This window comes from Citrobacter sp. Cf088, assembly GCF_030334295.1.
In the GTDB taxonomy this organism is placed as follows: Bacteria; Pseudomonadota; Gammaproteobacteria; order Enterobacterales; family Enterobacteriaceae; genus Citrobacter; species Citrobacter freundii.
Genome location: NZ_JAOWEE010000019.1, coordinates 130,181 through 155,141, shown reverse-complemented (window position 1 = coordinate 155,141; position 24,961 = coordinate 130,181). Strand labels below are relative to the sequence as shown.

At 50.8% G+C, this 24,961-nt stretch carries 23 protein-coding genes; 10 read left to right on the top strand and 13 right to left on the bottom strand.

All coding sequences use genetic code 11. The features are described 5' to 3' along the window. Positions 1–58: 58 nt before the first annotated feature. Together bamC and dapA are read right to left on the bottom strand one after the other, a co-directional pair. On the bottom strand, positions 59–1,093 hold the full coding sequence (gene bamC, locus OGV71_RS01220) for an outer membrane protein assembly factor BamC (RefSeq protein ID WP_003037961.1): 1,035 nt from the start codon (positions 1,091–1,093) through the stop codon (positions 59–61). A gap of 16 nt (positions 1,094–1,109) precedes the next feature. Further along, positions 1,110–1,988 (bottom strand): 4-hydroxy-tetrahydrodipicolinate synthase, encoded by an 879-nt coding sequence (gene dapA, locus OGV71_RS01215; protein WP_003037957.1) that lies wholly within the window; start codon positions 1,986–1,988, stop codon positions 1,110–1,112. A gap of 145 nt (positions 1,989–2,133) precedes the next feature. On the opposite strand from dapA, the gene OGV71_RS01210 reads away from it, so the two are divergent. Both OGV71_RS01210 and bcp read left to right on the top strand, forming a co-directional pair. Continuing rightward, a complete protein-coding gene (locus OGV71_RS01210) occupies positions 2,134–2,706 on the top strand; it encodes a glycine cleavage system transcriptional repressor (protein ID WP_003037954.1) in 573 nt (190 codons plus the stop codon). After that, positions 2,706–3,176 (top strand): thioredoxin-dependent thiol peroxidase, encoded by a 471-nt coding sequence (bcp, locus tag OGV71_RS01205; protein ID WP_003037951.1) that lies wholly within the window; start codon positions 2,706–2,708, stop codon positions 3,174–3,176. The genes OGV71_RS01210 and bcp overlap by 1 nt, the downstream gene beginning before the upstream one ends. A 153-nt stretch (positions 3,177–3,329) precedes the next feature. On the opposite strand, the gene iadA is transcribed toward bcp, so the two are convergent. The 4 genes from iadA to OGV71_RS01185 form a co-directional block, all read right to left on the bottom strand. Beyond that, positions 3,330–4,493: a beta-aspartyl-peptidase gene (gene iadA / locus OGV71_RS01200; RefSeq protein WP_204583376.1), complete on the bottom strand. Its 1,164-nt coding sequence runs from the start codon at positions 4,491–4,493 to the stop codon at positions 3,330–3,332. 11 nt (positions 4,494–4,504) lie between these two features. Beyond that, positions 4,505–4,966 (bottom strand): YjiG family protein, encoded by a 462-nt coding sequence (locus tag OGV71_RS01195; protein WP_003037948.1) that lies wholly within the window; start codon positions 4,964–4,966, stop codon positions 4,505–4,507. Position 4,967: 1 nt separating this feature from the next. After that, a complete protein-coding gene (locus OGV71_RS01190; RefSeq protein WP_204583375.1) occupies positions 4,968–5,627 on the bottom strand; it encodes a nucleoside recognition domain-containing protein in 660 nt (219 codons plus the stop codon). Between the two features lie 166 nt (positions 5,628–5,793). Further along, complete coding sequence (locus tag OGV71_RS01185) at positions 5,794–6,858, bottom strand: AI-2E family transporter (protein ID WP_003037941.1); 1,065 nt, start codon at positions 6,856–6,858, stop codon at positions 5,794–5,796. A 226-nt stretch (positions 6,859–7,084) separates the two neighbouring features. Here OGV71_RS01185 and bepA point away from each other — a divergent pair, with 226 nt between their 5' ends. After that, positions 7,085–8,548 (top strand): beta-barrel assembly-enhancing protease, encoded by a 1,464-nt coding sequence (bepA, locus tag OGV71_RS01180; RefSeq protein WP_003838490.1) that lies wholly within the window; start codon positions 7,085–7,087, stop codon positions 8,546–8,548. 12 nt (positions 8,549–8,560) lie between these two features. Then, positions 8,561–8,920: an arsenate reductase (glutaredoxin) gene (gene arsC, locus OGV71_RS01175; RefSeq protein WP_003037937.1), complete on the top strand. Its 360-nt coding sequence runs from the start codon at positions 8,561–8,563 to the stop codon at positions 8,918–8,920. A 33-nt stretch (positions 8,921–8,953) separates the two neighbouring features. Here the strand turns inward: arsC and OGV71_RS01170 are convergent, their stop codons facing one another. From OGV71_RS01170 to OGV71_RS01155, 4 genes are all read right to left on the bottom strand, one after another. Next, entirely contained in the window at positions 8,954–9,655 is a 702-nt protein-coding gene (locus tag OGV71_RS01170; protein ID WP_211924219.1) for a DnaA inactivator Hda, read from the bottom strand. 95 nt (positions 9,656–9,750) lie between these two features. Then, on the bottom strand, positions 9,751–11,040 hold the full coding sequence (uraA, locus tag OGV71_RS01165; RefSeq protein ID WP_003037932.1) for a uracil permease: 1,290 nt from the start codon (positions 11,038–11,040) through the stop codon (positions 9,751–9,753). Between the two features lie 96 nt (positions 11,041–11,136). After that, entirely contained in the window at positions 11,137–11,763 is a 627-nt protein-coding gene (gene upp, locus OGV71_RS01160; RefSeq protein WP_003037929.1) for a uracil phosphoribosyltransferase, read from the bottom strand. A 183-nt stretch (positions 11,764–11,946) separates the two neighbouring features. Continuing rightward, positions 11,947–13,377 (bottom strand): 6-phospho-beta-glucosidase, encoded by a 1,431-nt coding sequence (locus OGV71_RS01155; RefSeq protein WP_130714454.1) that lies wholly within the window; start codon positions 13,375–13,377, stop codon positions 11,947–11,949. 295 nt (positions 13,378–13,672) lie between these two features. Between OGV71_RS01155 and purM the strand changes: the two genes are divergently transcribed. From purM to ppx, 4 genes are all read left to right on the top strand, one after another. Beyond that, entirely contained in the window at positions 13,673–14,710 is a 1,038-nt protein-coding gene (purM, locus tag OGV71_RS01150) for a phosphoribosylformylglycinamidine cyclo-ligase (protein ID WP_204583374.1), read from the top strand. Then, positions 14,707–15,348 carry a phosphoribosylglycinamide formyltransferase gene (purN, locus tag OGV71_RS01145; protein WP_071697597.1) on the top strand — a complete coding sequence of 214 codons (642 nt, stop codon included), beginning with the start codon at positions 14,707–14,709 and terminating at the stop codon, positions 15,346–15,348. Before purM ends, purN begins: the two co-directional genes overlap by 4 nt. Positions 15,349–15,561: 213 nt before the next feature. Next, the gene (gene ppk1 / locus OGV71_RS01140; protein ID WP_003835119.1) at positions 15,562–17,628 is read left to right on the top strand and encodes a polyphosphate kinase 1; all 2,067 of its coding nucleotides are present in this window, start codon (positions 15,562–15,564) and stop codon (positions 17,626–17,628) included. A 4-nt stretch (positions 17,629–17,632) separates the two neighbouring features. After that, on the top strand, positions 17,633–19,174 hold the full coding sequence (gene ppx / locus OGV71_RS01135; protein WP_003037914.1) for an exopolyphosphatase: 1,542 nt from the start codon (positions 17,633–17,635) through the stop codon (positions 19,172–19,174). Here ppx and OGV71_RS01130 read toward each other — a convergent pair. After that, on the bottom strand, positions 19,154–21,424 hold the full coding sequence (locus OGV71_RS01130) for a bifunctional diguanylate cyclase/phosphodiesterase (protein ID WP_071697599.1): 2,271 nt from the start codon (positions 21,422–21,424) through the stop codon (positions 19,154–19,156). The genes ppx and OGV71_RS01130 overlap by 21 nt on opposite strands. A gap of 350 nt (positions 21,425–21,774) precedes the next feature. Between OGV71_RS01130 and OGV71_RS01125 the strand changes: the two genes are divergently transcribed. Together OGV71_RS01125 and mscS are read left to right on the top strand one after the other, a co-directional pair. Continuing rightward, a complete protein-coding gene (locus OGV71_RS01125; RefSeq protein WP_204583373.1) occupies positions 21,775–21,978 on the top strand; it encodes a YfgG family protein in 204 nt (67 codons plus the stop codon). A gap of 364 nt (positions 21,979–22,342) precedes the next feature. Then, positions 22,343–23,221 (top strand): small-conductance mechanosensitive channel MscS, encoded by an 879-nt coding sequence (gene mscS, locus OGV71_RS01120; protein ID WP_204583372.1) that lies wholly within the window; start codon positions 22,343–22,345, stop codon positions 23,219–23,221. 332 nt (positions 23,222–23,553) lie between these two features. On the opposite strand, the gene OGV71_RS01115 is transcribed toward mscS, so the two are convergent. Together OGV71_RS01115 and OGV71_RS01110 are read right to left on the bottom strand one after the other, a co-directional pair. Beyond that, positions 23,554–24,270, bottom strand: a complete 717-nt coding sequence (locus OGV71_RS01115; RefSeq protein ID WP_286532437.1) for a Fic/DOC family protein — start codon at positions 24,268–24,270, stop codon at positions 23,554–23,556. Continuing rightward, a complete protein-coding gene (locus OGV71_RS01110; protein WP_286532435.1) occupies positions 24,263–24,931 on the bottom strand; it encodes a hypothetical protein in 669 nt (222 codons plus the stop codon). Before OGV71_RS01110 ends, OGV71_RS01115 begins: the two co-directional genes overlap by 8 nt. Between the last annotated feature and the right edge of the window lie 30 nt (positions 24,932–24,961).

Here is a 24,961-nt window from a genome sequence, read left to right as displayed (position 1 = left end):
GCACACGTTTGCGTATCATATCAGAAAAAAAGGGCTGGAGTTATCCAGCCCTTTATTTTTACTTACTGAACGCTGCCTGGAAGACGGCGACCAGCGCGTCGTTCTGGCTTTGCGTCAGGGTATGCCCCTTCGGATCGATAAACTGCAAGCTACTGCGGTTGTCTAAATCACCGACCTGCAGTTTATAGTCGCCGGATACCAGACCTGGGTCACTTGCGCCCAGCTCCTGCCAGCTGCTATCAGACAGAGGTTTGTAGGTCACCGCGATGCTACCCTGAGAACGGGTGCTGTCGGTTACCTTCATCCCCACTTTCTCAAGCGCTGCTGGCAGACGCTGCCACACCACGTTGAACGGTCCGCGTACCACCAGCATTGGTAAACCGGTGTCATCGGCTGCGCTCTGAACATCCATGGTGGCTGCAGAGCGGTTCTGCGCGGCATTCGCGGCGTCGGTGGCGTTCTTATCCAGACCAGCAGAGATAACGTTCATCATCTCAGCGCTGTAACGCTGCATTGATGCCGCATCGGCTACGGGTTTACCCGCCTGCTCGAGGTTAATCAATTTCACCGTTACCGCTTGCTGATAGCCCTGCGGTTTAACCGAGATTTGATAACGTCCACGGTACTGCTCGTCTTCATCCAGACGGTTCCAGTCAACCCAGTCGGTGGTCAGCGTCTGGCTGGCATCATCACGTTTGGTGATCGTGTAGTTTTTAGACTGAATGACGCTCACGACCTGCGGCCACAGCGTGTTACCACGACCATTTTCCACCAGCAACGTTGAGGTATCGCCTGCGATTTGCGTGCGAGCGCCAGTGACTAACGCTAACGGCTGAGCCGGTGGACGAATATCCAGCGCTTTACCCACGGCACCACTGCCGTTGGTTACCGGGATATTATAGTCGCCCGACATAACCGGCAAAATCATCCCAGCTGGAGCATGAAGCTCAGCAAGCGGTGCGGCCTCCAGATAGGATTCATCACCGCTCACCTGGCGCTTATAGCGCGAGTCAGAGCTACAGGCCGCGAGCAACATAACAAGCGAAACACCCGCAACCTTGGCCAGGCGCGACTTTTGTACTGAGTAAGCCATCAAATCTCCCTAAACTTTACAGCAAACCGGCATGCTTAAGCGCCGCTTTGACGATTTCACGAGCATTGTCCGTGATTGGCGTCATCGGCAGACGTAGCGTATCGGTCGCCACAAGTCCCAACTCCTTACACGCCCATTTCACGGGAATAGGATTGGGTTCGACAAATAGTTTGTTGTGTAACGGCATCAGACGCTGGTTAATCACCCGCGCCTCGGCAAATTGCCCGGCTGCCGCCAGTTTGCACATTTCAGCCATATCACGTGCCGCAACGTTAGACGTTACGGAAATCACGCCATGACCACCGAGCTGCATAAAATCCAGTCCGGTCGCGTCATCACCGCTGAGCAGAATAAAGTCGTCCGAAACCAGCTCTTTGATCTGGTGAACGCGACTTAAGTTCCCCGTGGCCTCTTTAATAGCGATAATATTTTTAACTTTCGCCAGACGACCAACGGTTTCCGGCAGCATATCGCAGCCAGTACGGGACGGCACATTATACAGAATTTGCGGCAGGTCAGTATGCTCAGCGATGGCTTTGAAATGCTGGAACAAACCTTCCTGGGTTGGGCGGTTGTAGTAAGGCGTCACCGTCAGGCAGCCAACAACACCGCTGTCGTTGAAACGCTGCGTCAGACTAATGGCTTCCGCGGTCGCATTGGCGCCGGTTCCGGCAATAACCGGAATACGCCCGTCAGCCAGCTCCAGCGTCATCATCACCACATCGCCATGTTCATCATGACTCAGGGTGGCGGACTCACCGGTGGTGCCAACAGAAACGATCGCCGAGGTGCCGCTGGCGACATGATAATCAATCAGTTTTTTCAGGCTCGACCGGCAGACTTTACCTTTCTCATCCATCGGCGTAACAAGCGCGACAATACTTCCCGTGAACATGGGCCATCCTCTGTGCAAACAAGTGTCTCAATGGTACGTTTGGTACGACAATAAAAGCAAGCGACCAGAGCCGTTCTGATTGTTGTATGCATGTTTTTTTTATGCTTTCCTTATGATTACCTCACCGCTCAAAGGAAGAACAGGTTTGACATCGTCATCGCAACACTATCTGGTCATTACTGCGCTGGGTGCCGACCGCCCAGGAATTGTGAACACCATCACACGTCATGTCAGCAGTTGCGGCTGTAATATCGAAGACAGCCGACTGGCCATGCTGGGTGATGAGTTCACGTTTATCATGTTGCTGTCGGGCACCTGGAATGCCATCACCCTGATTGAATCAACCCTGCCATTAAAAGGCGCAGAGCTTGATTTACTCATTGTGATGAAGCGCACGACCGCGCGCCCTCGTCCGGCGATGCCTGCTACGGTATGGGTGCAGGTCGATGTCCCTGATTCTCCCCATTTGATTGAACGCTTCACCGCACTGTTTGACAGCCACCAAATGAATATTGCGGAACTGGTTTCACGCACGCAACCGGCTGAGAATGGAAAGGCGGCGCAGTTGTTTATTCAAATTACCGCACATAGTCCTGCGTCACATGATTCGGCAAATATTGAAGATGCGTTTAAAGCACTCTGTACAGAACTCAATGCGCAAGGCAGTATTAACGTCGTCAATTACTCACAGCATGATGAACAGGATGGAGTTAAGTAATGAACCCACTGAAAGCCGGTGATATCGCACCGAAATTTAGCTTGCCGGATCAAGACGGAGAACAAGTAAATTTAACCGACTTCCAGGGACAGCGTGTTCTGGTTTATTTTTACCCGAAAGCCATGACACCCGGCTGTACCGTACAGGCCTGCGGCTTGCGCGATAACATGGATGAGTTAAAAAAAGCTGGTGTTGAAGTGCTGGGGATCAGCACCGACAAACCAGAGAAGCTTTCCCGATTCGCGGAGAAAGAAGTCCTGAATTTCACGCTCCTGTCCGATGAAGATCATCAGGTTTGCGAGCAGTTCGGCGTCTGGGGTGAGAAGTCATTTATGGGCAAAACCTACGATGGCATCCACCGCATCAGCTTCCTGATTGATGCCGAAGGCAAAATTGAGCACGTGTTCGATGACTTCAAAACCAGCAATCACCACGACGTGGTACTGAACTGGCTGAAAGAGAACGCCTGATTTACGTTTTGCTGGAAAAAGCCTGATGGCGCTTCGCTTATCAGGCCTACACAGCTTATTAATATTGCGAAACTTGTAGGCCGGGTGAGGCGTAGCCGCCACCCGGCATAAACGTGAATCTGTACTTTTTCAGGCTGACATCCGCATAAACGTTTATTCAAACGTCCCTTTTACGCAGGCTTTCTTCTCTCTGACCACGGCTTTTCCCTTCGCCCAAAGGTGATTAACCTCCAACGCATCGTTAAGCACCAGAATGTCCGCATCGCATCCCACCGCCAGGCGCCCCTTATGTTCGAGCCCCAAAAATTCTGCGACCGTACGCGTCAGCGGACAGAGCGCCTGTTCCAGCGGTATGGCATGAACTTTCACCAACTGGCGCACCGTTTCAGCCAGTGATTCAAACCCCGCGACACCGATACCGATGAGATTACCTAACTCATCAAATTCCGGCTGGCTGCCGTTGCCATCCGAGCTAAGGGTAATGCGCGACAGTGGCACGTTCTGCCGCAGCGCCGTGGCGATAGCCGTGGCGGGGTCGACGGGCTCATCAATGCTGCTGGTAATGTCGATATAACCGCCTTTACGAGCATACTCCAGCGCCGCCTGGAACAACGGTTCCGCACGGTTAACGTGTGTCGGCAACAGTTTAGTAATCGGCACATCGCAGCAGTTGAGGATCTGGTACAACGGTTCCAGCATGCGCGGGCTATCGCCCATATGGAATACACTGATCCCCGATTTGCGTCCTAACAATCCACCGACGCGCGACAGCGCTGCCATGTTTGCCAGCACCGAGGTATCTGGGGCTGAGGAACGATGGTCCGAAATCGCACATTTTACGCCAATGATTTTATCGATCAGCGCCACGTCGCGATCGATGCTGCCGGTGATGGTCGGGGAAGGCAGAGAATACGCCCCAGTAAGCATCCATGCACTGATGCCTTCAAACTCCAGCGCGCGGGTTTTTGCCAGCAGCGATTCCGGGTGACGGGTAATGCCATCGGTACCCAGCAAACCCACCACCGAAGTTACACCAGCTTCAACCAGGCGTGACAAGCGTACTTCCGGCGTGCGGGTATGCGGTCCTGCTTCCCCGCCTCCGCCAATCAGATGGACGTGTTGATCGATAAATCCTGGGCACACAATCGCGCCGTCAAGATTGATACACTCGCAACCGGGAAAGTCTCCAGGAGAAATTGACGGGGCGATGGCAACAATTTTACTGCCGGAGACCAGTATATCCTGTCGCCCTAAATCTTCCGGTGCGTACACGTGTCCCTGCTGGAACAACGTCAAATTAAGAATTGAACAGTTCATAACCTTCCTTGTCAGGCAATTACCTGCATAACCCAAATAGAGAGCAGCGCATTAATGACGCATACCGCAATAATCAGCGGGTAGTAACGGGGATGGACCCCCGCAGTTCCCAGGCAGCGTCCCACATTTTGCACCGGATTGCCCATCAGGTAGATTGCCGGTAGCAATACAGTCGCATCATGTCCCGAAAGCGTACCAGCAACAACCAGACTGGCACAAACGCCGACGCCGCCTCCCATACTCATCACCGCCGCCAGCAGCACGGTGGCAGATTCCCCCGGTAGCCCCCACAACGCCATCACCGGTTCGCACACCCGCCCGACAATCTCGAGCAATCCCGTCACCTTCAGCGCCTGAATAATCACAAACGCCATCACCACGTTAGGTAACAGGCTGGTTGTAGCAATTGTAAACCCGCGCCGCGCGCCATCGATAAACATATCCATGACGTTTTTACGTACCTGCGTTGTCATCTCAGACCTCCTGCTGCAGACGGCGATTTTCCAGCTGCGCAATCCACAAACGCAGCAGGTTCGCTCCCACAAATTTGAAGACAAGGATCACCGCCAGCGGCGTAATCACCGGAACGGTAACCACCGTAAACAGCGCAGCGCCAGAGGAAAAATAGTTGGTAATACACGCGCTGCCGCTGGTTTGCCAGCAGGCAAAAATGGCACGCTCCTGTTCAGTAATAATGCCCTCTTCCGCCATCTCTTTGGTCATCCCGGCCGCGGCATCGGTATTTTGCAAATTCGCAATCAGCGCCAGCGAACAAACTCCCGGAATACCGAGTAACGGGCGCAGGACCGGCGTCATCAGCTGTTGTGCCGCACGTAACCCCCCCAATCCTTCGGTGACGGAAATAATCCCGAGTGAAAGAATGACGGAAGGTGCCAGCTCAAGCGCGAATAAGAAGCCGTCTTTGGCTCCCATCCCTCCAGAGCCGCGAAAAGAGACCGTCGTATCGCCTGCGGCATTAATCTGCCCAAAGGCGCCGTTGAGGACGGTGAAGTCAAAGACCCGCCACCATTCGGTACTTTTCGCAAACATGCCGGAAAAAAGAATAATCGTAATAAAAAAAGCGAGATAACCGCCCCATCCCACCTTTTGCTGCGTGTGTGTGTTGTGACCCATTTTGTTCTCCTGTTGGTCTTATTCCTTGCGTGACAGAAAGACATCACGCAGGTCAAGTTAAAGACAAATGCGGAGAAAAACGACAGCAGAAGAGATTATTCAGAAAGTGTGGATAGAGGTCAGACAAGTTCGGATCCGGCGACATGATATCGCCGGATCTTGCAGATTAGGGTTCGTCAACGACCTGACCATCCGGCCAGGCGTGCATTACCGCTTTGATTAACGTCGCCAGAGGGATCGCAAAGAATACGCCCCAGAATCCCCACAGACCGCCGAAAATCACCACGGAGAGAATAATCACCAGTGGATGCAGATTGACCGCCTCGGAGAACAGCACGGGAACCAACAGATTGCCGTCCAGCGCCTGGATAATCAGGTACACGGCAAAACAGCTCCAGAACTCGGTGCCAAGCCCGAACTGAAACAGCGCCACGCCAACTACCGGAATCGTCACCACAAAAGCGCCGATATACGGGATCAGCACAGAGAACCCTACCAGCACCGCCAGCAGCAGCGAATAGTTGAGACCAAACAGCAGGAAGCCGAGCCAGGTCGCCACGCCGACCACCACCATTTCCAGCACCTTTCCGCGGATATAGTTGGTGATTTGCTGGTTCATCTCTTTCCACACCTGTCCCGCCAGCCCACGATTACGCGGCAGCACCCGGCGCACGGCGTTCAGCATCTGTCCTTTATCTTTGATCAGGAAGAACACCATCAATGGGACGAGAACCAGATAGACCGCCAGGGTCAGCAATCCAACCAGTGAAGCTAACGAATATTTCACCACCGAATCACCCATAGTGAGCATTCGCGAGCGCATATTTTCCGCCATCGCATCAATGATGCCCGCATCCATCAGCGCCGGATAACGCCGCGGCAAGGTGGCGGCAAAATCAGACAGTTTATTGAGCATGCCGGGCATATCGCGGATCAGGTAGATGCCCTGCTGCCATGCAACGGGCATCACAACAAACGCCATCAGCAGCAAAATACCGACAAACACCACCAGCACAATCGATGTCGCCCAACGCCGTGAACACCCAATATGTTCCAGCCGCACAGTCGGCCATTCAAGCAGGTACGCCAGCACTATGGCGACCAGTAGCGGCGCCAGAAGACCACTAAAAAAGAACAGGATGCCAAAACCGGCAACCAGAATAATCAGCAGGGCGATGGCTTCGGGGTCGCTAAAGCGGCGACGATACCATTGCATCAACATTTCGAGCATAAAACCCTTCCATGAACCCAATAGCGGGATTGCGATCCCGAATTGTATCGAAATGTCACAAAAAAGACTTCGCTTTTTATGGCTGATTACGCAAAGTGAAAAGACATTTTTCCTGGGTGTTCATCGTCAGGTTTCGCAGTTACACTCCGTAAGCTTGCGGAGTGTGAACGATACTTCACAGCATTGGTCAAATGGCTATCTCAAAAAAGAATACAGGACAGAGGTTATGTTCAGGCAGTTGAAAAAAAACCTGGTTGCTACCCTCATTGCCGCACTGACTATCGGTCAGGTTGCGCCCGCATTTGCTGATACTGCGGACACCCTTCCTGATATGGGAACGTCGGCAGGCAGTACGCTTTCCATAGGACAGGAAATGCAGATGGGCGATTATTACGTACGCCAACTGCGCGGCAGTGCGCCATTAATTAATGATCCATTGCTCACCCAATACATTAATGCGCTGGGGATGCGTCTGGTCTCGCACGCCGACTCGGTAAAAACACCCTTCACATTCTTTTTGATCAACAACGATGAAATCAACGCCTTTGCTTTCTTTGGCGGCAACGTTGTCTTGCACTCCGCATTGTTCCGCTATTCCGACAACGAAAGCCAGTTAGCATCGGTCATGGCGCACGAAATCTCCCACGTCACTCAGCGCCACCTGGCGCGTGCAATGGAAGATCAGAAACGCAGTGCGCCGCTAACGTGGGTAGGTGCGTTAGGTTCAATTTTATTAGCGATGGCTAGCCCGCAGGCGGGTATGGCGGCGCTGACCGGTACGCTGGCGGGAACACGTCAGGGGATGATTAGCTTTACGCAACAAAACGAACAGGAAGCAGATCGCATCGGTATTCAGGTGCTGCAACGCTCGGGATTCGATCCCCAGGCCATGCCGACGTTCCTTGAAAAACTGCTCGATCAGGCCCGTTACTCTTCGCGTCCGCCGGAAATTTTGCTGACTCACCCCCTGCCTGAAAGCCGCCTGTCGGATGCCCGTAACCGCGCCAACCAGATGCGTCCGGTGGTCGTCCAGTCGTCAGAAGATTTTTATCTGGCTAAGGCACGAACCTTGGGCATGTACAACTCTGGTCGTAACCAGTTGACCGATGACCTGCTGAGTAACTGGTCGAAAGGCAACGTACGTGAGCAACGTGCGGCGCAATATGGTCGGGCATTGCAGGCGATGGAAGCCAGCAAATATGACGAGGCGCGTAAAGCGCTGCAACCGCTGCTGGCAGCAGACGCAAACAATGCCTGGTATCTCGACCTGGCAACGGATATCGATCTCGGCCAGAAGAAAACCAGTGATGCCATTAACCGCCTGAAAAACGCCCGTGACCTGCGTAACAATCCGGTACTGCAGCTTAACCTGGCGAATGCGTATCTACAGGGCGGGCAAGCCAAAGAGGCGGCAACCATCCTGAATCGCTATACGTTTAACCATAAGGACGACCCTAACGGCTGGGATCTGTTAGCGCAAACGGAAGCCAACCTGAATAACCGCGATCAAGAACTGGCGGCGCGGGCGGAGGGGTATGCCCTCGCTGGACGTCTGGATCAGGCGATTTCGATGCTCAGCAGCGCAAGCTCTCAGGTGAAACTGGGTAGCCAGCAGCAGGCCAGATACGATGCTCGTATCGACCAGCTACGCCAGCTGCAAGAGCGCTTTAAACCGTACACCAAGATGTAACAGGAAAGAAAAATGTCAGACGCGATTAAAATCTACCATAACCCACGCTGCTCCAAGAGCCGTGAAACGCTGGAATTACTGAAGTCCAATGGCGTGGACCCGGAAGTGGTGCTGTATCTGGAAACCCCGGCTGATGCCGCGACCCTGCGTGAACTTCTGCAGATGCTGGGTATGTCCAGCGCGCGTGAGCTGATGCGCCAGAAAGAGGATCTCTATAAATCGCTTAACCTGGCGGACAAAAATCTGAGTGAAGATGCGCTGATTCAGGCAATGGTGGAAAACCCAAAACTGATGGAGCGCCCGATCGTAGTTGCCAAGGGCCAGGCTCGAATTGGACGCCCGCCGGAGCAGGTACTGGAAATCGTCGGTTAACCGAAACCTGCCGCAGTCATTTGGCTGCGGCGCTTACAGCTTCAGAATTTCTTTTACGAACGGAATGGTCAGCTTACGCTGGGCGGTGATCGATGCGTGATCAAGCTGATCCAACGTCATAAACAGCGTACGCATTTCCCGATCCAGACGCTTAAGCAGAAAGCGGCCCACATCTTCCGGCAGTTCAAATCCGCGAAGTCTGGCGCGTAATTGCAACGCCTGCAGCTTATCTTCATCGGAAAGTGGTTGCAGCTTGTAGATTTGCCCCCAGTCCAGACGCGAAGCGAGATCTGGCAATCCCAGATTCAACTGTCTTGGTGGACGATCGCCGGTGATCAGCAGGCGTGTTTTCCCCGACTCCAGGATACGGTTGTAGAGATCAAAGATCGCCATTTCCCACAGCGAATCACCGGCCACACATTCGATGTTATCGATGCATACCAGCGATAAATGCTCCATCCCGTCGAGCACCTCGGGGACGAACCAGGTACGTTTGTCGAGCGGCACGTAGCCTACCGCATCGCCGCGCGCGGACAGTTCCGCACAGGCTGCATGCAGCAAATGACTACGGCCAGCGCCTTCACGCGACCAAAGATAAATATACCCGCTATGTTCCTGACGCAGCACGTTTTGCAGTGCAGCCAGTAAAGAGGAGTTATCCCCCGGCCAGAAACTTGCGAAAGTTTCGTCGTCAGGAAGATAAAGTGGCAAAGAGAGCTGTGCCGGTGTGTTCAGAGATACCTCAACCCAGGATTTCATAAAATCGCGTTGAGTTTAACACAGAAATGCGTCGCGATAGAACCGGGCAGCATCGCCGCCCGGTCAAAGGTTTACTGTTGCTCAGTGTCGGCATCTTTGGCGTCGAGCACCACTTCTTCTGGACGCAGCAGGCTGATAACTTTGAAAATCAGGCTCAGACAGACACCCACAATGGTCGCCAGCGCCATGCCTTTCAGCTCAGCAGCACCGATGTGAACTTTCGCGCCGCTGACGCCAATGATCAAAATGACCGAGGTCAGGATCAGGTTCTGTGCTTTGTTGTAGTCAACTTTTGACTCGATCAGCACGCGAATACCGGAAGCGCCAATCACGCCGTACAACAGCAGAGATACACCGCCCATGACCGGCAGTGGAATGATTTGGATCGCCGCAGCCAGTTTACCCACGCAGGAGAGCAGAATGGCGAAAATCGCCGCACCGCCAATAACCCAGGTACTGTAAACGCGGGTAATCGCCATGACGCCGATGTTTTCGCCGTACGTGGTGTTCGGCGTAGAACCGAAGAAGCCGGAGATCACCGTCGACAGGCCGTTAGCAAACATAGAACGATGCAGGCCAGGATCGCGAATCAAATCTTTTTTCACGATATTCGCCGTTACCACCAGGTGGCCGACGTGTTCAGCAATAACCACCAGCGCCGCAGGCAGAATGGTCAGAATAGCGACCCATTCAAAGCGCGGCGTGTAGAACGTCGGCAGAGCAAACCAGTGAGCCTGCGCTATCGGCGTGGTGTCCACGACCCCCATCACGAAGGAGAGCGCGTACCCGGCCAGCACCCCAATCAAAATCGGGATAATCGCCATAAAGCCACGGAACAGCACGGAACCAAATACCGTCACCGCCAGCGTCACCATTGAGATGATGATGGTTGTTGAGTCTGGCGCTTGTCCTTCCGCAGGCAGCAATCCCGCCATACCCGCAGCGACACCCGCCAGCTCCAGACCGATAACGGCAACGATTGCGCCCATCGCCGCAGGCGGGAACATTACATCCAGCCAGCCAGTACCGGCTTTCTTAACGATGAACGAAACCAGGCAGAACAGGATGCCACACATAATGAAACCGCCCAGCGCCACTTCATACCCTAGCGGCAGCAGTAGCAGAACTGGGGAAATGAACGCAAAGCTTGAACCGAGGTAAGCCGGAATTTTACCTTTACAAATAAAGAGATACAGTAAAGTACCAATACCGTTAAACAGCAGAACGGTAGCTGGGTTGATATGAAACAGGACTGGCACCAGTACCGTTGCGCCAAACATGGCGAACAGGTGCTGTAAACTAAGCGGGATTGTCTGTAAAAGCGGCGGTCTTTCACTCACCCCGATAGCACGGCGCGTCATAGTGTTTTCCTCTGAGTGTTGTTTGTTATTAGCGATTGGGTTGTTTTATTCAAAAAAAAGCCGACTCTTAAAGTCGGCTTCTTTTCACTTATTCGTTTACTTGGTACCAAAAATCTTATCGCCGGCATCGCCGAGCCCCGGAATAATGTATCCGTGCTCGTTCAGTCCCTGATCGATGGAGGCAGTATACAGCTCAACATCCGGGTGCGCTTTTTCCAGCGCCGCGATACCTTCCGGCGCTGCAACCAGCACCAGGACTTTAATGCTGCTGCAGCCTGCTTTTTTCAGCAGGTCGATGGTAGCGATAACGGAACCGCCGGTTGCCAGCATCGGGTCAACGATCAGCGCCATACGCTCATCAATGTTAGAAACCAGCTTCTGGAAGTACGGAACCGGCTCCAGCGTCTCTTCATTACGGTACATACCGACCACGCTGATACGCGCGCTCGGAACGTTTTCCAGTACGCCTTCCATCATGCCCAGGCCCGCACGCAGGATTGGCACAACGGTAATTTTTTTACCTTTGATTTGGTCAACTTCAACCGGGCCGTTCCAGCCTTCGATGGTCACCTTTTCGGTTTCCAGACCAGCGGTTGCTTCATAAGTCAGCAGGCTGCCAACTTCCGAGGCGAGTTCACGAAAGCGTTTAGTGCTGATGTCGTTTTCACGCATCAGTCCCAGCTTGTGTTTGACGAGTGGGTGTTTGACTTCCACGATCTTCATACTCTTCTCCTTTCCTCAGACGAGTGGCAACCACAAAAAAAATCGCCGGATTATACCGCTTTTCGTCTCTGGCGCAACACTGCATACGCTTGATATGGATCAACCAAAATCGTTTGCGTCTGGATGATGAGTATAAAACAACCCCCACAATAAGTGCGGGGGTTGCTATCAATGCTATGAATTTTATAAATTTTCAGCATTACTCTGGATGACGTTTTGATACCATGAAAAAGATTTCTTCGGCGAGCGTGCTAATGTCCCACTCCCGTCATTATTTTTATCAACATAGATAAAGCCGTAGCGTTTTTTCATCTCCCCCGTCCCGGCCGAGACTAAATCAATACAGCCCCACGGGGTATAGCCCATCAGATCCACGCCATCTTCCACCACTGCTTTTTTCATTTCGCGGATATGCGCGGCCATATAGTCAATACGATAGGAATCATCCACCGAGCCATCGGCCTGCTGCACGTCAATCGCACCAAAGCCGTTTTCTACAATAAACAACGGCAGCTGATAATGATCCCAGAACCAGTTCAGTGAATAACGCAGGCCAACCGGATCAATCTGCCAGCCCCAGTCCGATTTCTGCACATACGGGTTGGAAACCAGGCTTTTCGACTCGTCGTAATCCAGTTGTGGGTTGTCCGCCGTTGCCTGGGTCGCGAAAGACATATAATAGCTAAAGCCGATGTAATCAACGCAGCCCTCGGTCAGCGCCTGACGGTCTTCCTCGGTGATATCCAGTTCAAAGCCACGACGGGTAAAGTAATTGAGAAGATGCTGCGGGTATTTGCCGCGCACATGGACGTCAGTAAACCAGTAACGCCGGTGCATAGCGTTCATCGCCATCATCATGTCGTTCGGCGCACAGGTCAGCGGATAAATTGGGCACATCGCAATCATGCAGCCAATTTGCAGCGCCGGGTTAATTTCACGCGCGAGCTTCACCGCCAGCGCGCTTGCCACCAGCTCGTAGTGCGCCGCCTGGTACATGACCGGCTCGCGGTCTTCACCAGGCAGATATTTCAGGCCAGAGTTAGTAAAGGGCGCGAAGTCTTCGTGATAATTTGCCTGATTGTTAATCTCATTAAACGTCATCCAGTACTTCACTTTGTGCTGGTAACGAGTGAAAACCACCCGGGCAAAACGGACAAAAAAGTCGATAAGCTTACGGTTGCGCCAGCCGCCGTACTCCGTCACCAGATGGTAGGGCATCTCGAAGTGCGACAACGTAATCACCGGTTCAATGCCATATCTCAGACATTCGTCGAACAGATCATCATAGAACTGCAGGCCAGCTTCATTGGGTTGCGCTTCGTCACCTAAAGGGAAAATCCGCGTCCAGGCAATAGAAGTGCGAAAACATTTAAACCCCATTTCGGCAAACAGCCTGATGTCGTCTTTATAGCGATGATAAAAATCGATGGCATCGTGGTTAGGGTAGTTTTTACCGGCAATCACACCGTCAGTAATTTCACGCGCCACGCCATGCGCTCCCGCCGTCATGACATCGGCAACGCTAATTCCTTTACCGCCCTCCTGCCAGCCACCTTCCAGTTGATGAGCGGCGACAGCGCCACCCCACATGAAATCTGCTTTAAATCCTGACATCCCCTTCCCCTATCGTGATGACTCTGCGCAAAACGCTCCAAATGAGGCCCGCAACAGAAAACAGAAACCGGTTTCAGTACGATACTGTGCATTCGGCTGGCAGGTTTCAAGCACAAGACTGCACCCGGTTTCATTTTCGTGGCGCAGTTCAAACAAATAGATAAATGATTGTAAAATGCTGAAAAAACCAGCAGATAAAACTTGATGCAGAGCAGGCTCGCAAACGTTTGCTTTCCCTGTTAGAATTGCGCCGAATTTAACTTTTACTGCAAGTAAACATGTGGGGAAGCAGGCAGTGACCGATAAAACCTCTCTTAGCTACAAAGATGCCGGTGTTGATATTGATGCAGGTAATGCTCTGGTTGATCGAATCAAAGGCGTAGTAAAGAAAACGCGTCGTCCGGAAGTTATGGGTGGTCTGGGTGGCTTCGGTGCGCTGTGCGCATTGCCGCAAAAATATCGTGAACCGGTACTGGTTTCCGGCACTGATGGCGTTGGTACAAAACTGCGTCTGGCGATGGATCTGAAACGCCACGACACTATCGGCATTGACCTCGTCGCAATGTGCGTCAACGACCTCGTGGTTCAGGGCGCTGAGCCGCTGTTCTTCCTCGACTACTATGCAACCGGCAAACTGGATGTGGACACCGCAGCCAGCGTCATTAACGGGATTGCCGAAGGCTGCCTGCAGTCTGGCTGTGCGCTGGTCGGTGGGGAAACAGCTGAAATGCCGGGGATGTACCACGGCGAAGATTACGACGTGGCAGGTTTCTGTGTTGGCGTCGTCGAGAAATCAGAGATTATCGACGGTTCTAAAGTGGCTGACGGCGACGTACTGATTGCGCTCGGCTCCAGCGGTCCACACTCTAACGGTTACTCTCTGGTGCGTAAAATCGTTGAAGTCAGCGGTTGTGACCCGGAAACCACCGAGCTTGAAGGCAAGTCGCTGGCCGACCACTTGCTGGCTCCGACCCGCATTTACGTAAAATCCATTCTGGAACTGATCGAGAAGGTTGATGTGCACGCCATTGCCCACCTGACCGGCGGCGGCTTCTGGGAAAATATTCCACGCGTTCTGCCAGACAACACGCAGGTCGTGATCGACGAGTCTTCCTGGCAGTGGCCAGCCGTCTTCAACTGGCTGCAAACGGCGGGTAACGTCAGCCAGCATGAGATGTATCGCACCTTTAACTGCGGCGTAGGTATGGTTATCGCCCTGCCAGCTTCGGAAGTGGACAAAGCCCTGGCTTTGCTCAATGAGAAAGGTGAAAACGCATGGAAAATCGGTATCATCAAAGCTTCTGATTCCGAACAGCGTGTGGTCATTGAATGAAAAACATTGTGGTGCTCATTTCCGGTAACGGAAGCAATTTGCAGGCGATAATAGACGCCTGCGAACAGAAAAAAATCAATGGCACCATACGTGCAGTATTCAGTAACAAGGCCGATGCGTTCGGCCTTGAGCGCGCACGCGAAGCGAACATTCCAGCGTACTCGCTGGAAGCCGCCCAGTTTGCCAGTCGCGAAGCATTCGACCGCCAACTGATGCAAGAAATTGACGCCTGGGCGCCGGATGTCGTGGTGCTGGCCGGTTATATGCGCATTCTCAGCCCGGCGTTTGTCGCGCACTATTCTGAACGATTGCTGAATATCCACCCGTCTTTATTGCCAAAGTATCCCGGCCTGCATACGCACCGCCAGGTACTGGAAAACGGCGATGAAGAGCATGGTACCTCCGTCCACTTCGTCACTGATGAACTGGACGGCGGACCGGTTATTCTCCAGGCCAAGGTTCCGGTCTTTGAAGGCGACAGCGAAGATGATGTCACGGCACGGGTTCAGGCCCAGGAACATACCATTTACCCACTGGTGGTAAGCTGGTTTATTGATGGTCGCCTGAAGATGCGTGATAACGCTGCATGGCTGGATGGCATCCGCCTACCGCCACAAGGCTACGCCGCCGACGAATAATAAAATTCAACCTGTAAGCCGCATGTCACCATCCGGCTTACAGGCATAACTACCTTTTCCGGTTAATACCACCGGTATTCATCTACGCTCCCCTTTCTCTTTGCTATCAGACGGTTTATTGTCATATTTTTCTGGCACAGTTGGACATCTGAGAGCAATGCTCGCCATAATAAATCGGTAGTGTCCCGTGAATGAAACGGAGTAAAAGTGGTAATGGGTCAGGAAAAGCTATACATCGAGAAAGAACTCAGTTGGTTAGCGTTCAACGAACGCGTACTCCAGGAAGCTGCTGATAAGTCAAACCCGTTGATCGAACGGATGCGTTTCTTAGGCATCTATTCCAATAACCTCGACGAGTTTTATAAGGTTCGTTTTGCCGAACTGAAGCGCCGAATCATTATTAGCGAAGAACAGGGTTCAAACTCTCACTCCCGCCATCTGTTAGGCAAAATCCAGGCCCGCGTATTAAAAGCCGATCAGGAATTTGACGGTCTGTACAACGAGTTGCTGCTGGAGATGGCGCGCAATCAGATTTTCTTAATCAACGAACGCCAGCTATCGGTCAATCAGCAGAGCTGGTTGCGTCATTACTTCAAGCAATATCTTCGCCAGCACATCACGCCGATCCTGATTAACCGCGAGACGGATTTAGTCCAGTTTTTGAAAGATGACTACACCTATCTGGCGGTAGAGATTATCCGCGGCGATACAATCCGCTACGCGCTGCTGGAAATCCCTTCCGACAAGGTTCCCCGTTTTGTGAATTTGCCGCCGGAAACCCCGCGTCGTCGCAAACCGATGATCCTGCTGGACAACATCTTACGCTATTGCCTGGACGACATTTTCAAAGGGTTCTTTGATTACGACGCACTTAACGCCTATTCGATGAAAATGACCCGTGACGCCGAATACGATTTGGTGCACGAGATGGAATCGAGCCTGATGGAGCTGATGTCCTCCAGCCTGAAACAGCGTCTGACCGCAGAACCTGTACGCTTTGTCTATCAGCGCGACATGCCCAATGCGCTGGTCGAAGTACTGCGTGAAAAACTGACGATTTCTCGCTACGACTCGATTGTTCCCGGCGGCCGTTACCATAACTTCAAAGACTTTATTAACTTCCCCAACGTTGGCAAAGCTAACCTGGTGAACAAACCGCTGCCGCGTCTGCGCCATATCTGGTTCGACAACGAGAAGTTTCGTAACGGCTTTGACGCAGTCCGTGAACGCGACGTGCTGCTGTATTACCCCTATCACACCTTTGAGCACGTTCTTGAACTGTTGCGTCAGGCATCTTTCGACCCAAGCGTGCTGGCAATAAAGATCAACATCTACCGTGTGGCAAAAGATTCGCGCATTATTGATTCAATGATCCATGCCGCGCACAACGGTAAGAAAGTTACCGTTGTGGTGGAATTGCAGGCCCGCTTCGATGAAGAAGCCAACATCCATTGGGCCAAGCGCCTGACCGAAGCGGGCGTTCACGTCATCTTCTCCGCACCGGGCCTGAAAATTCACGCCAAACTGTTCCTTATCTCGCGTAAAGAAGGTGATGAAGTCGTGCGCTATGCGCATATCGGGACGGGGAACTTCAACGAAAAAACTGCGCGTCTGTATACCGACTACTCGTTGCTTACCGCTGATTCACGCATCACCAACGAGGTTCGTCGGGTGTTTAACTTCATCGAGAACCCATATCGTCCGGTGACGTTCGATTATCTGCTGGTATCCCCGCAGAACTCACGCCGTCTGCTGTACGCGATGATCGACAAAGAGATCGCCAATGCGCAGCAAGGCCAACCTTCCGGTATCACGCTAAAACTGAACAACCTGGTCGATAAAGGTCTGGTTGATCGTCTCTATGCGGCCTCAAGCTCAGGCGTGCCGGTCAATTTGTTGATTCGCGGAATGTGCTCACTGATTCCAAACCTGGAAGGCATTAGCGATAATATTCGTGTTATCAGCATCGTTGATCGCTATCTTGAACATGACCGGGTCTACATCTTCGAGAACGGGGGCGACAAGCAGGTGTATCTCTCCTCCGCAGACTGGATGACAAGAAACATCGATTATCGTATCGAAGTTGCTACACCGCTTCTTGACCCGCGCCTTAAGCAGCGCGTGCTGGATATTATCGATATCCTGTTCAGCGACACGGTGAAGGCTCGCTTCATCGATAAAGAACTCAGTAATCGCTACGTACCGCGCGGAAACCGCCGTAAGGTTCAGTCACAATTGGCGATTTACGACTACATCAAATCACTCGAGCAACCTGACTAAAGATATGCCAATACACGACAAGACTCCACGACCGCAGGAATTTGCTGCGGTCGACCTTGGTTCAAACAGTTTCCATATGGTCATTGCCCGCGTGGTTGATGGCGCAATGCAGATTATCGGGCGGCTGAAACAGCGCGTTCATCTGGCGGATGGTCTCGGCGAAGATAACAAGCTGAGCGAAGAGGCAATGGAACGCGGATTAAGCTGCCTGTCGCTGTTCGCCGAACGCCTGCAGGGCTTTCCCCCGTCAAGCGTATGCATCGTGGGAACCCATACTTTGCGTCAGGCGCTGAATGCGACCGACTTTCTCAAGCGAGCGGAAAAAGTCATCCCCTACCCGATTGAGATTATCTCCGGTAACGAAGAAGCCCGACTGATTTTTATGGGCGTGGAGCACACTCAGCCGGAAAAAGGCCGCAAGCTGGTTATCGATATCGGCGGTGGCTCAACAGAACTGGTGATCGGCGAAGATTTCGAACCCAAGCTGGTTGAAAGCCGCCGTATGGGCTGCGTCAGTTTTGCCCAGATGTATTTCCCGGGCGGTGTTATCAGCCGGGAAAACTTCCAGCGAGCCCGCATGGCGGCAGCGCAAAAGCTTGAAACTTTAACGTGGCAGTTTCGCATTCAGGGCTGGAACGTCGCAATGGGCGCGTCAGGCACGATTAAAGCGGCACACGAAGTGCTGCTGGAGATGGGTGAAAAAGACGGTTTTATCACCCCCGAACGCCTGGACAAACTGACATCTGAAGTGCTGAAGCATGCGTCATTTGATGCGCTCAGCCTGCCGGGGCTGTCAGAGGAGCGAAAAGCGGTATTTGTTCCTGGGCTCGCGATTCTGTGCGGCGTTTTTGACGCGTTGGCTATCCGCGAACTTCGCCTTTCTGATGGCGCGCTACGCGAAGGCGTACTGTACGAGATGGAAGGACGTTTTCGCCACCAGGACGTTCGCAGCCGTACCGCCAGTAGTCTGGCGAACCAGTACAACATTGACAGTGAACAGGCCCGGCGCGTGCTGGAAACAACGATGCAAATGTACGACCAGTGGCATACGCAACAGCCCAAACTGGCCAATCCTCAACTGGAAGCATTACTGCGCTGGGCAGCGATGCTGCATGAGGTTGGGCTGAACATCAACCACAGCGGCTTACATCGCCACTCTGCTTATATCTTACAAAACAGCGATTTACCGGGGTTTAATCAGGAACAACAACTGATGATGGCAACATTAGTTCGTTATCATCGCAAAGCGGTGAAACTGGATGACTTGCCCCGCTTTACACTGTTCAAGAAAAAACAGTTTCTGCCGTTAATTCAACTGTTACGCCTGGGCGTGCTGCTGAATAATCAGCGTCAGGCGACCACCACGCCGCCAACCCTGACTCTGATAACCGACGACAACCACTGGACCTTACGTTTCCCGCATGACTGGTTTAGCCAAAATGCGCTGGTGCTGCTCGATCTGGAAAAAGAGCAGCAATACTGGGAGGGCGTAACCGGCTGGCGTCTCAAAATTGAAGAAGAAACCTCACCCGATATCGCCGCATAAACTCAGAACAGGTGCCAGCGCGTCTGGCGCCTGTTCTTCCAGCGTTTCATGCAATGGCTGTGGTTTACCAATCAAGTACCCCTGCATGTAGTCAATTCCCAGCGAAATTACCGCACTGCGTATTTCTTCGCTTTCGACGTACTCTGCAACCACCAGCATTCTTTTCATCCGAGCCAGATGGCAAATAGAGGCCACGATTTGGTAGTCGAGGCTATTCGAAACGATACTGCGAATAAAGCTGCCATCAATTTTCAGGATATCGGCACTCACATTCTTCAGCCGCGCATAGCTGGCGTAACCCGTACCAAAATCATCAATCGCAATCTGACAGCCCAGTGATTGCAGTTGCAGTAACGTTGCCTGTGCCTGTTCCGCATTGGTTAAGGCGTTGCTTTCCGTGACTTCAAAAATCAACTGCCACGCTTCAACCTTGTACTTAACCAGTAGCTGGTTGATGTCATGCGGAAGTCGGGCGCGACATATCGACGTGGGTGACAAGTTAATGGCAAACCGACGGGCGGGCATTTTTTCCCGATTCTGTGCCATAAACTTCAGCGTATTTTCAATCACCCACATATCGATGCTGGACGACAAGCCAAACTCATGCGCAATCGGCAAGAAGCAATCAGGCGGGATGGTTTCACCGTCATCTCCCTCAAGGCGCAGCAGGATTTCATGATAAACGTCGCCGCGTACGCCAAAAATCGGCTGCGCCATCAGGAAAAAACGATTGTGCTCCAGCGCCAGCTGTAGACGATTCATCATCGCAACCTTATCTTTCAGGTCACGTTGCAAGTGCATGACGCCTCGGCGCTGCAAGTTCTCTGGTGAATTGGTCGCCAGAGAAAGCTCGGCAATGGTGCTTAACTCTCCCAGTAACAGATAGATATGGTTAACAGGAGAACGGACACAGCAAAAACTGATCCCCACCTGCGGCTGTAAAAGCATGCCATCCCAAATAAAACGGAACTGCTTGATATGCCTGTCCAGGGCTTCAATGCGCTCCTGATACGACTCAGTGTTAAAACGCAAAACTAAGTCATTACCTGATAACTGATAGACATGCTCATCCTGTGCCAACAGTGGCGTTATCCACTGTGAGAGTTTTTGCTTGTACTGGATACGCAGCATAATGCCGTAATTTTTTACCAGTAGCTCCATGCCCGGAACACGCAAAAAGCAGAGCACTGACCATGGCGTTTTTTTCAAATCCCGGTTCAATGCGCGCAAATTTGGCAGATGCACCATCGGATCAAAGAATGCCAGACGATGGTTGCGCCGGGTAACAAAGCGTTGGCGCGTTGCCAGTACGGCAATGAAGTTCACGATGAAGGAGAAAACAAGATAACTCGATGAGGTAATGGCAAGCTGGGTATCGTAGCCAGAATACCAGGGCATATAGCGCTGGTAATAATGAATTGCGGTAATAAGTACGACAGACCATATCAGCGAAATAAATCTGTAACCGTAACGCATTGCTCCCCAGAGCATGACAGGTAGCAACAACGACAGAGTATAATTTGTGCTGAATATTGAGCTTTGTTCATTTAACGGCATACACAGCAATGCCATAAGTACAGCCAATATAATCAGCCAGACCGCAAACTCAGTTTTGGTAACTTTGGTATCAAACTGCTGCTTTAATTGAGAAAAATAGCCTCTGACATGCAAAGGGTTGCGGATCGTGCGAATAATAAAGTAGCACAAAGGAACCCCAATCAGATTCCCGACCAGCATAGCCTGATAGTTGATCAACGTGCCAGTATTAAAGGGCATAACCCCCACCATGCCGGATTTACTCTCATAAACGCCCACAAACGCGGCAAACTGGAAGAGGATCAGAAACAGCGTCGCCGGGCAAAAGACCTGCCAAAACATGCGCTGAAACATCAGGTGGGAGTCACCGTGAGATACGTTGTTCCGCCGGGGTGCAAATACTTTATACCCTCCCCAACTCAGCACTATCGTTACAATAAAGTGCGAAATTATTGAGAGCGTTTCAAATAACCCAACCTGCGGATATTTGTAGCAGATAATGGAAATGATAATTCCCGGCAATGCCGCCCAGCCAAAAAATAGCATCAGACTAATCATCAACGCCAAAGGCATGTAGAAAAGAATTACGGTCCCAGTACTAATATGGGCATAGGTATTGGCAGTGCTCAATATAGGCAACAGCAAAGATGGTATGATGAGAGGTAACGCCCACCATCTATCTCTCATACAAATATAATTTTTATTGAGTTTCATAGATGCTCAGTAGAATCCCGCACATCCTGCAGGGGGTATTCAGACAGGCATCCCACCTGACTCTAAAACGATGAAGTTAAATACATTACTATGTCTCATCGATTTTAGTTATCAGTAAAGGGTGACGTTTGATATATATCAAAAAAAAAGCCCCTCATTAATCAATTATTACTATTTTCATCGTTTCTTATCGTTAATTCATTATTAATGCAAATAATAATATTAATTTTCATAACATATGAGGATAAAACAACTGAAGCAATTTTACATAACGAAAAATTGACCATTGCCTCACAGTATGCCTTAATGTGAGTATCGCCCTCAGTTGGGTACACTACAAGGAACCTTTTGTGAGCCAGGTTACCAGCCTACGCAAACGACACCGATTTAATAGTCGCATGATCCGGATCGTACTGCTTATCAGCTTTCTCTTCTTCTTCGGACGCTTCGTCTACTCCGCTATAGGTGCGTGGCACCACCACCAGAACAAAAAAGACTCTCAGCAGATCACCCAGCCGCAACAGGCATCTCCTGCTCAAACCAACGTGCGCTGATCGCTCGCGCCTGTAATATCTCAGCATTAAGATTCCTTACCGGATGGCTAATCGCCTGACATTTAACCATCCGGTAAGGGATTTGAGTGATGAAACAATACGCTGCCTTACCCACCACACGCACGGATTTATCCGATAATAGACCGTGTTTTTCGCACAAATTCACAATCTTTTAATCCCACTTCACTGCACCATTCGCGCTCATTTTTACGTTCCGATTTACTGGGTATAAAAAGACACACTGTGTTCAAATAGACGTCAATTAATATCACCAGAAAATATCACAGGTGAAAGCATTAATATTATGTATGAAATTAAATGCTTATTTGAATCATTACCATTTTAAATTCTACAGGGTAATACCATGAGTGGTTTTTCATTATTTCCGAAAATAAGCAGCGGTCTTGAATGGATCGCTGGACACAGCAATGCGGTTATTCAATTCGGCTGGAATATCGTTGCCGCCGTAATTTTACTGTTTGTCGGTAAATTTGTCTCTCGCCTGATCTCCAGTGGTCTGGAAAAATTACTGTTAAAACGTAAAGTTGACCGAACCATTATCCAGTTCTTCACCGCGCTGGTACGTTACATTACCCTCGCCTTTGCCGTTGTTGCCGCATTGGGTCGCGTCGGTATCGAAACATCCTCCATTATTGCCGTCATTGGTGCCGCCGGGTTGGCCATTGGACTCGCGCTACAAGGATCACTTTCCAACTTTGCCGCTGGCGTATTATTGGTCTCCCTGCGTCCATTCCGCGCCGGAGAAGTGGTACAAATTGGGGCAGTCACCGGAACGGTGGAAAAGGTGCATATTTTCTCCACCACCTTGCTCACCGCCGACAGCAAAGAAGTGGTCATTCCAAACGGTAAGATCATCGCTGACAATATCATTAACTATTCCCGCCACCCTTTCCGCCGTATCGACCTGGTGATCGGCGTCGGCTATCAGAGCCGGATAGCTGACGTTAAGCGCGTGATTAACCATATTATCGAGCAAGATACCCGCATCGATAAGCAACGTGGGGTAACCGTTCGTCTGGGAGAACTGGGCGCTTCAGCATTGAATTTTTACGTCCGCGTATGGGTACCCAACATCGAATACTGGAATACCTATTACGATCTGCTGGAAAACATTAAAGAAGCCCTGGACGCCAACCATATCTCCCTGCCGTATCCGCAGATGGATATTCGCGTTGAGAACGTAGCCCCCCAATCTCAACCCCAGCTACAGTTGGTTGATTAATTCACAGCGCTTCGGTATGAGCGCAATAAAAAACCCTCTATAAAAAGAGGGTTTTTTTACATATTACCGGTTCAGAAACCGCTAACAGAAAGGGCTATTATTCCCACTCGAATATAAACGAGAAGTGAATTAGTCTATATAACAGTTAGTTAGAAATAAGAACATACTCTGTACCATTATATATACCATGCTAAAATTTTTTACTACATGTTGACGTTTTAGCTCAGCTTTCATCTAGGCAAAGGATTCACTGATATCCATGTGGATCTGATCGAGCTCATTGGGGTATAGACTGGTCAGTTCGAGTCTCAATCATTCCTCCCAACGCTTTGTCACAGACCTCTATTCATCTCGAATGATTGATACTTTTGAGCAACTGCTATGTCCGTGTACTCACCATCTACGGAATTTTCTATACCTTGACCGTCTAAACCACGAATACCATTTATAGATTCCCCCCAAAGATTTCGATCTCGAGTACCGCCTATAAACTGAAATAAGTAGTTATCCAAAAGCCCTTTTGATGGGGATTCAATTTCAGCGCTTAAGGCTCTTAAGTAATCAATTTTATTAGTTCTATGCCAATCAATCGAAAAGCCTGCTCGATGACAAAGCTCATTATGAACAATTAACATAGTACGTCCGTTCCCATCAAGAAATGGATGCCCATATGCAAAAAAGCCCATAACCTCACCAGGACGCTGACGCATAGACTCTGCATTCTGTCCGAGACGTAGCCCCTGCTCAATCGCTAATCGTGCATCATGAGGATGGCAAAACATCGTGCCAGCTTTAGATACCGCACAATTAGGAGCGGTAATTGTACGATCTTGACCTGCCCACGGATAGAATTCTTCGAATAATATCCGATGAACTTCCAAGAAATCTTCGTAACACAACTCCGCTCTTCCCGCTAAGTAAACTAAAGCTTCATCTAAACCAGCACGAAACATTGTATGTTCAAGTTGACGAACAATCTCTGGGTCTTTTACACCATGATGGTTACGTAAATAACCGACTTGCTCAAAATCATTAAACGGATCAAACACTTTGTTTTTGTTCCCGCAGGTAATTGACTGACAACCTCGCAACTTCTTGCTTGGTGATTTTCCCCGCACGTTTTAGAGCAACAAGAAGATCTTCGACGGTATCATGTACTATCTCATCACCAGCTAAGCGAGTTACAGCATCAGCCCACTGATCCATCGCGTTGTAGCAATAAGATACGTTGTAATAGCGAGCAAGCTCTACGACATAACGAGCAACTCCCTTAGTCGGAGGAGTCTTTGCCAATTTGAATGCTGTATTTTTAGTAGCAGACTTACGGCTATAACTACGAAAGCAAATAGTCTTCCCATTTATGACAAGCTTGCGCTTAACTCTTGGTGCATCGACTTCAACAATAATTTCACCTTGTGAGGCATTTACTTTCTCGAGGCACAAGTCTTTTTGGAGAAGCTGGAAGCCTAATTTGTTGGCTGCTTCACGAATGATAACATCAAGACTACCCTGCGCTTTTACATCATTCCCCGCTCTTTTGGCCTTAGCGTAAATCCCTTGAGAAAGGCGAAGAAGTTCACCATTTTTCACTAACACACTCAATGCATGTGTAACTTGGGTCTTGCTTCCCAATGGAGCCAAATCAGAACGACATAGTACAACGCCACAACGGTGTTGTATCGACTGGCGCATACGAGTTTCGAGTTTCATATAAACATCCCCCAGCAAATTACTAATAAA

Bases quoted from the DNA above. Each gene is read 5' to 3' on its own strand.
- ppk1 (WP_003835119.1), top strand. From the start codon at position 15,562: ATGGGTCAGGAAAAGCTATACATCGAGAAAGAACTCAGTTGGTTAGCG.
- OGV71_RS01155 (WP_130714454.1), bottom strand. From the start codon at position 13,377: ATGTCAGGATTTAAAGCAGATTTCATGTGGGGTGGCGCTGTCGCCGCT.
- dapA (WP_003037957.1), bottom strand. From the start codon at position 1,988: ATGTTCACGGGAAGTATTGTCGCGCTTGTTACGCCGATGGATGAGAAA.
- upp (WP_003037929.1), bottom strand. From the start codon at position 11,763: ATGAAGATCGTGGAAGTCAAACACCCACTCGTCAAACACAAGCTGGGA.
- OGV71_RS01195 (WP_003037948.1), bottom strand. From the start codon at position 4,966: ATGACAACGCAGGTACGTAAAAACGTCATGGATATGTTTATCGATGGC.
- OGV71_RS01130 (WP_071697599.1), bottom strand. From the start codon at position 21,424: ATGAAACTCAATAAAAATTATATTTGTATGAGAGATAGATGGTGGGCG.
- bamC (WP_003037961.1), bottom strand. From the start codon at position 1,093: ATGGCTTACTCAGTACAAAAGTCGCGCCTGGCCAAGGTTGCGGGTGTT.
- iadA (WP_204583376.1), bottom strand. From the start codon at position 4,493: ATGAACTGTTCAATTCTTAATTTGACGTTGTTCCAGCAGGGACACGTG.
- mscS (WP_204583372.1), top strand. From the start codon at position 22,343: ATGAGTGGTTTTTCATTATTTCCGAAAATAAGCAGCGGTCTTGAATGG.
- bepA (WP_003838490.1), top strand. From the start codon at position 7,085: ATGTTCAGGCAGTTGAAAAAAAACCTGGTTGCTACCCTCATTGCCGCA.
- ppx (WP_003037914.1), top strand. From the start codon at position 17,633: ATGCCAATACACGACAAGACTCCACGACCGCAGGAATTTGCTGCGGTC.
- OGV71_RS01185 (WP_003037941.1), bottom strand. From the start codon at position 6,858: ATGCTCGAAATGTTGATGCAATGGTATCGTCGCCGCTTTAGCGACCCC.
- OGV71_RS01110 (WP_286532435.1), bottom strand. From the start codon at position 24,931: ATGAAACTCGAAACTCGTATGCGCCAGTCGATACAACACCGTTGTGGC.
- OGV71_RS01190 (WP_204583375.1), bottom strand. From the start codon at position 5,627: ATGGGTCACAACACACACACGCAGCAAAAGGTGGGATGGGGCGGTTAT.
- purN (WP_071697597.1), top strand. From the start codon at position 14,707: ATGAAAAACATTGTGGTGCTCATTTCCGGTAACGGAAGCAATTTGCAG.
- bcp (WP_003037951.1), top strand. From the start codon at position 2,706: ATGAACCCACTGAAAGCCGGTGATATCGCACCGAAATTTAGCTTGCCG.
- arsC (WP_003037937.1), top strand. From the start codon at position 8,561: ATGTCAGACGCGATTAAAATCTACCATAACCCACGCTGCTCCAAGAGC.
- uraA (WP_003037932.1), bottom strand. From the start codon at position 11,040: ATGACGCGCCGTGCTATCGGGGTGAGTGAAAGACCGCCGCTTTTACAG.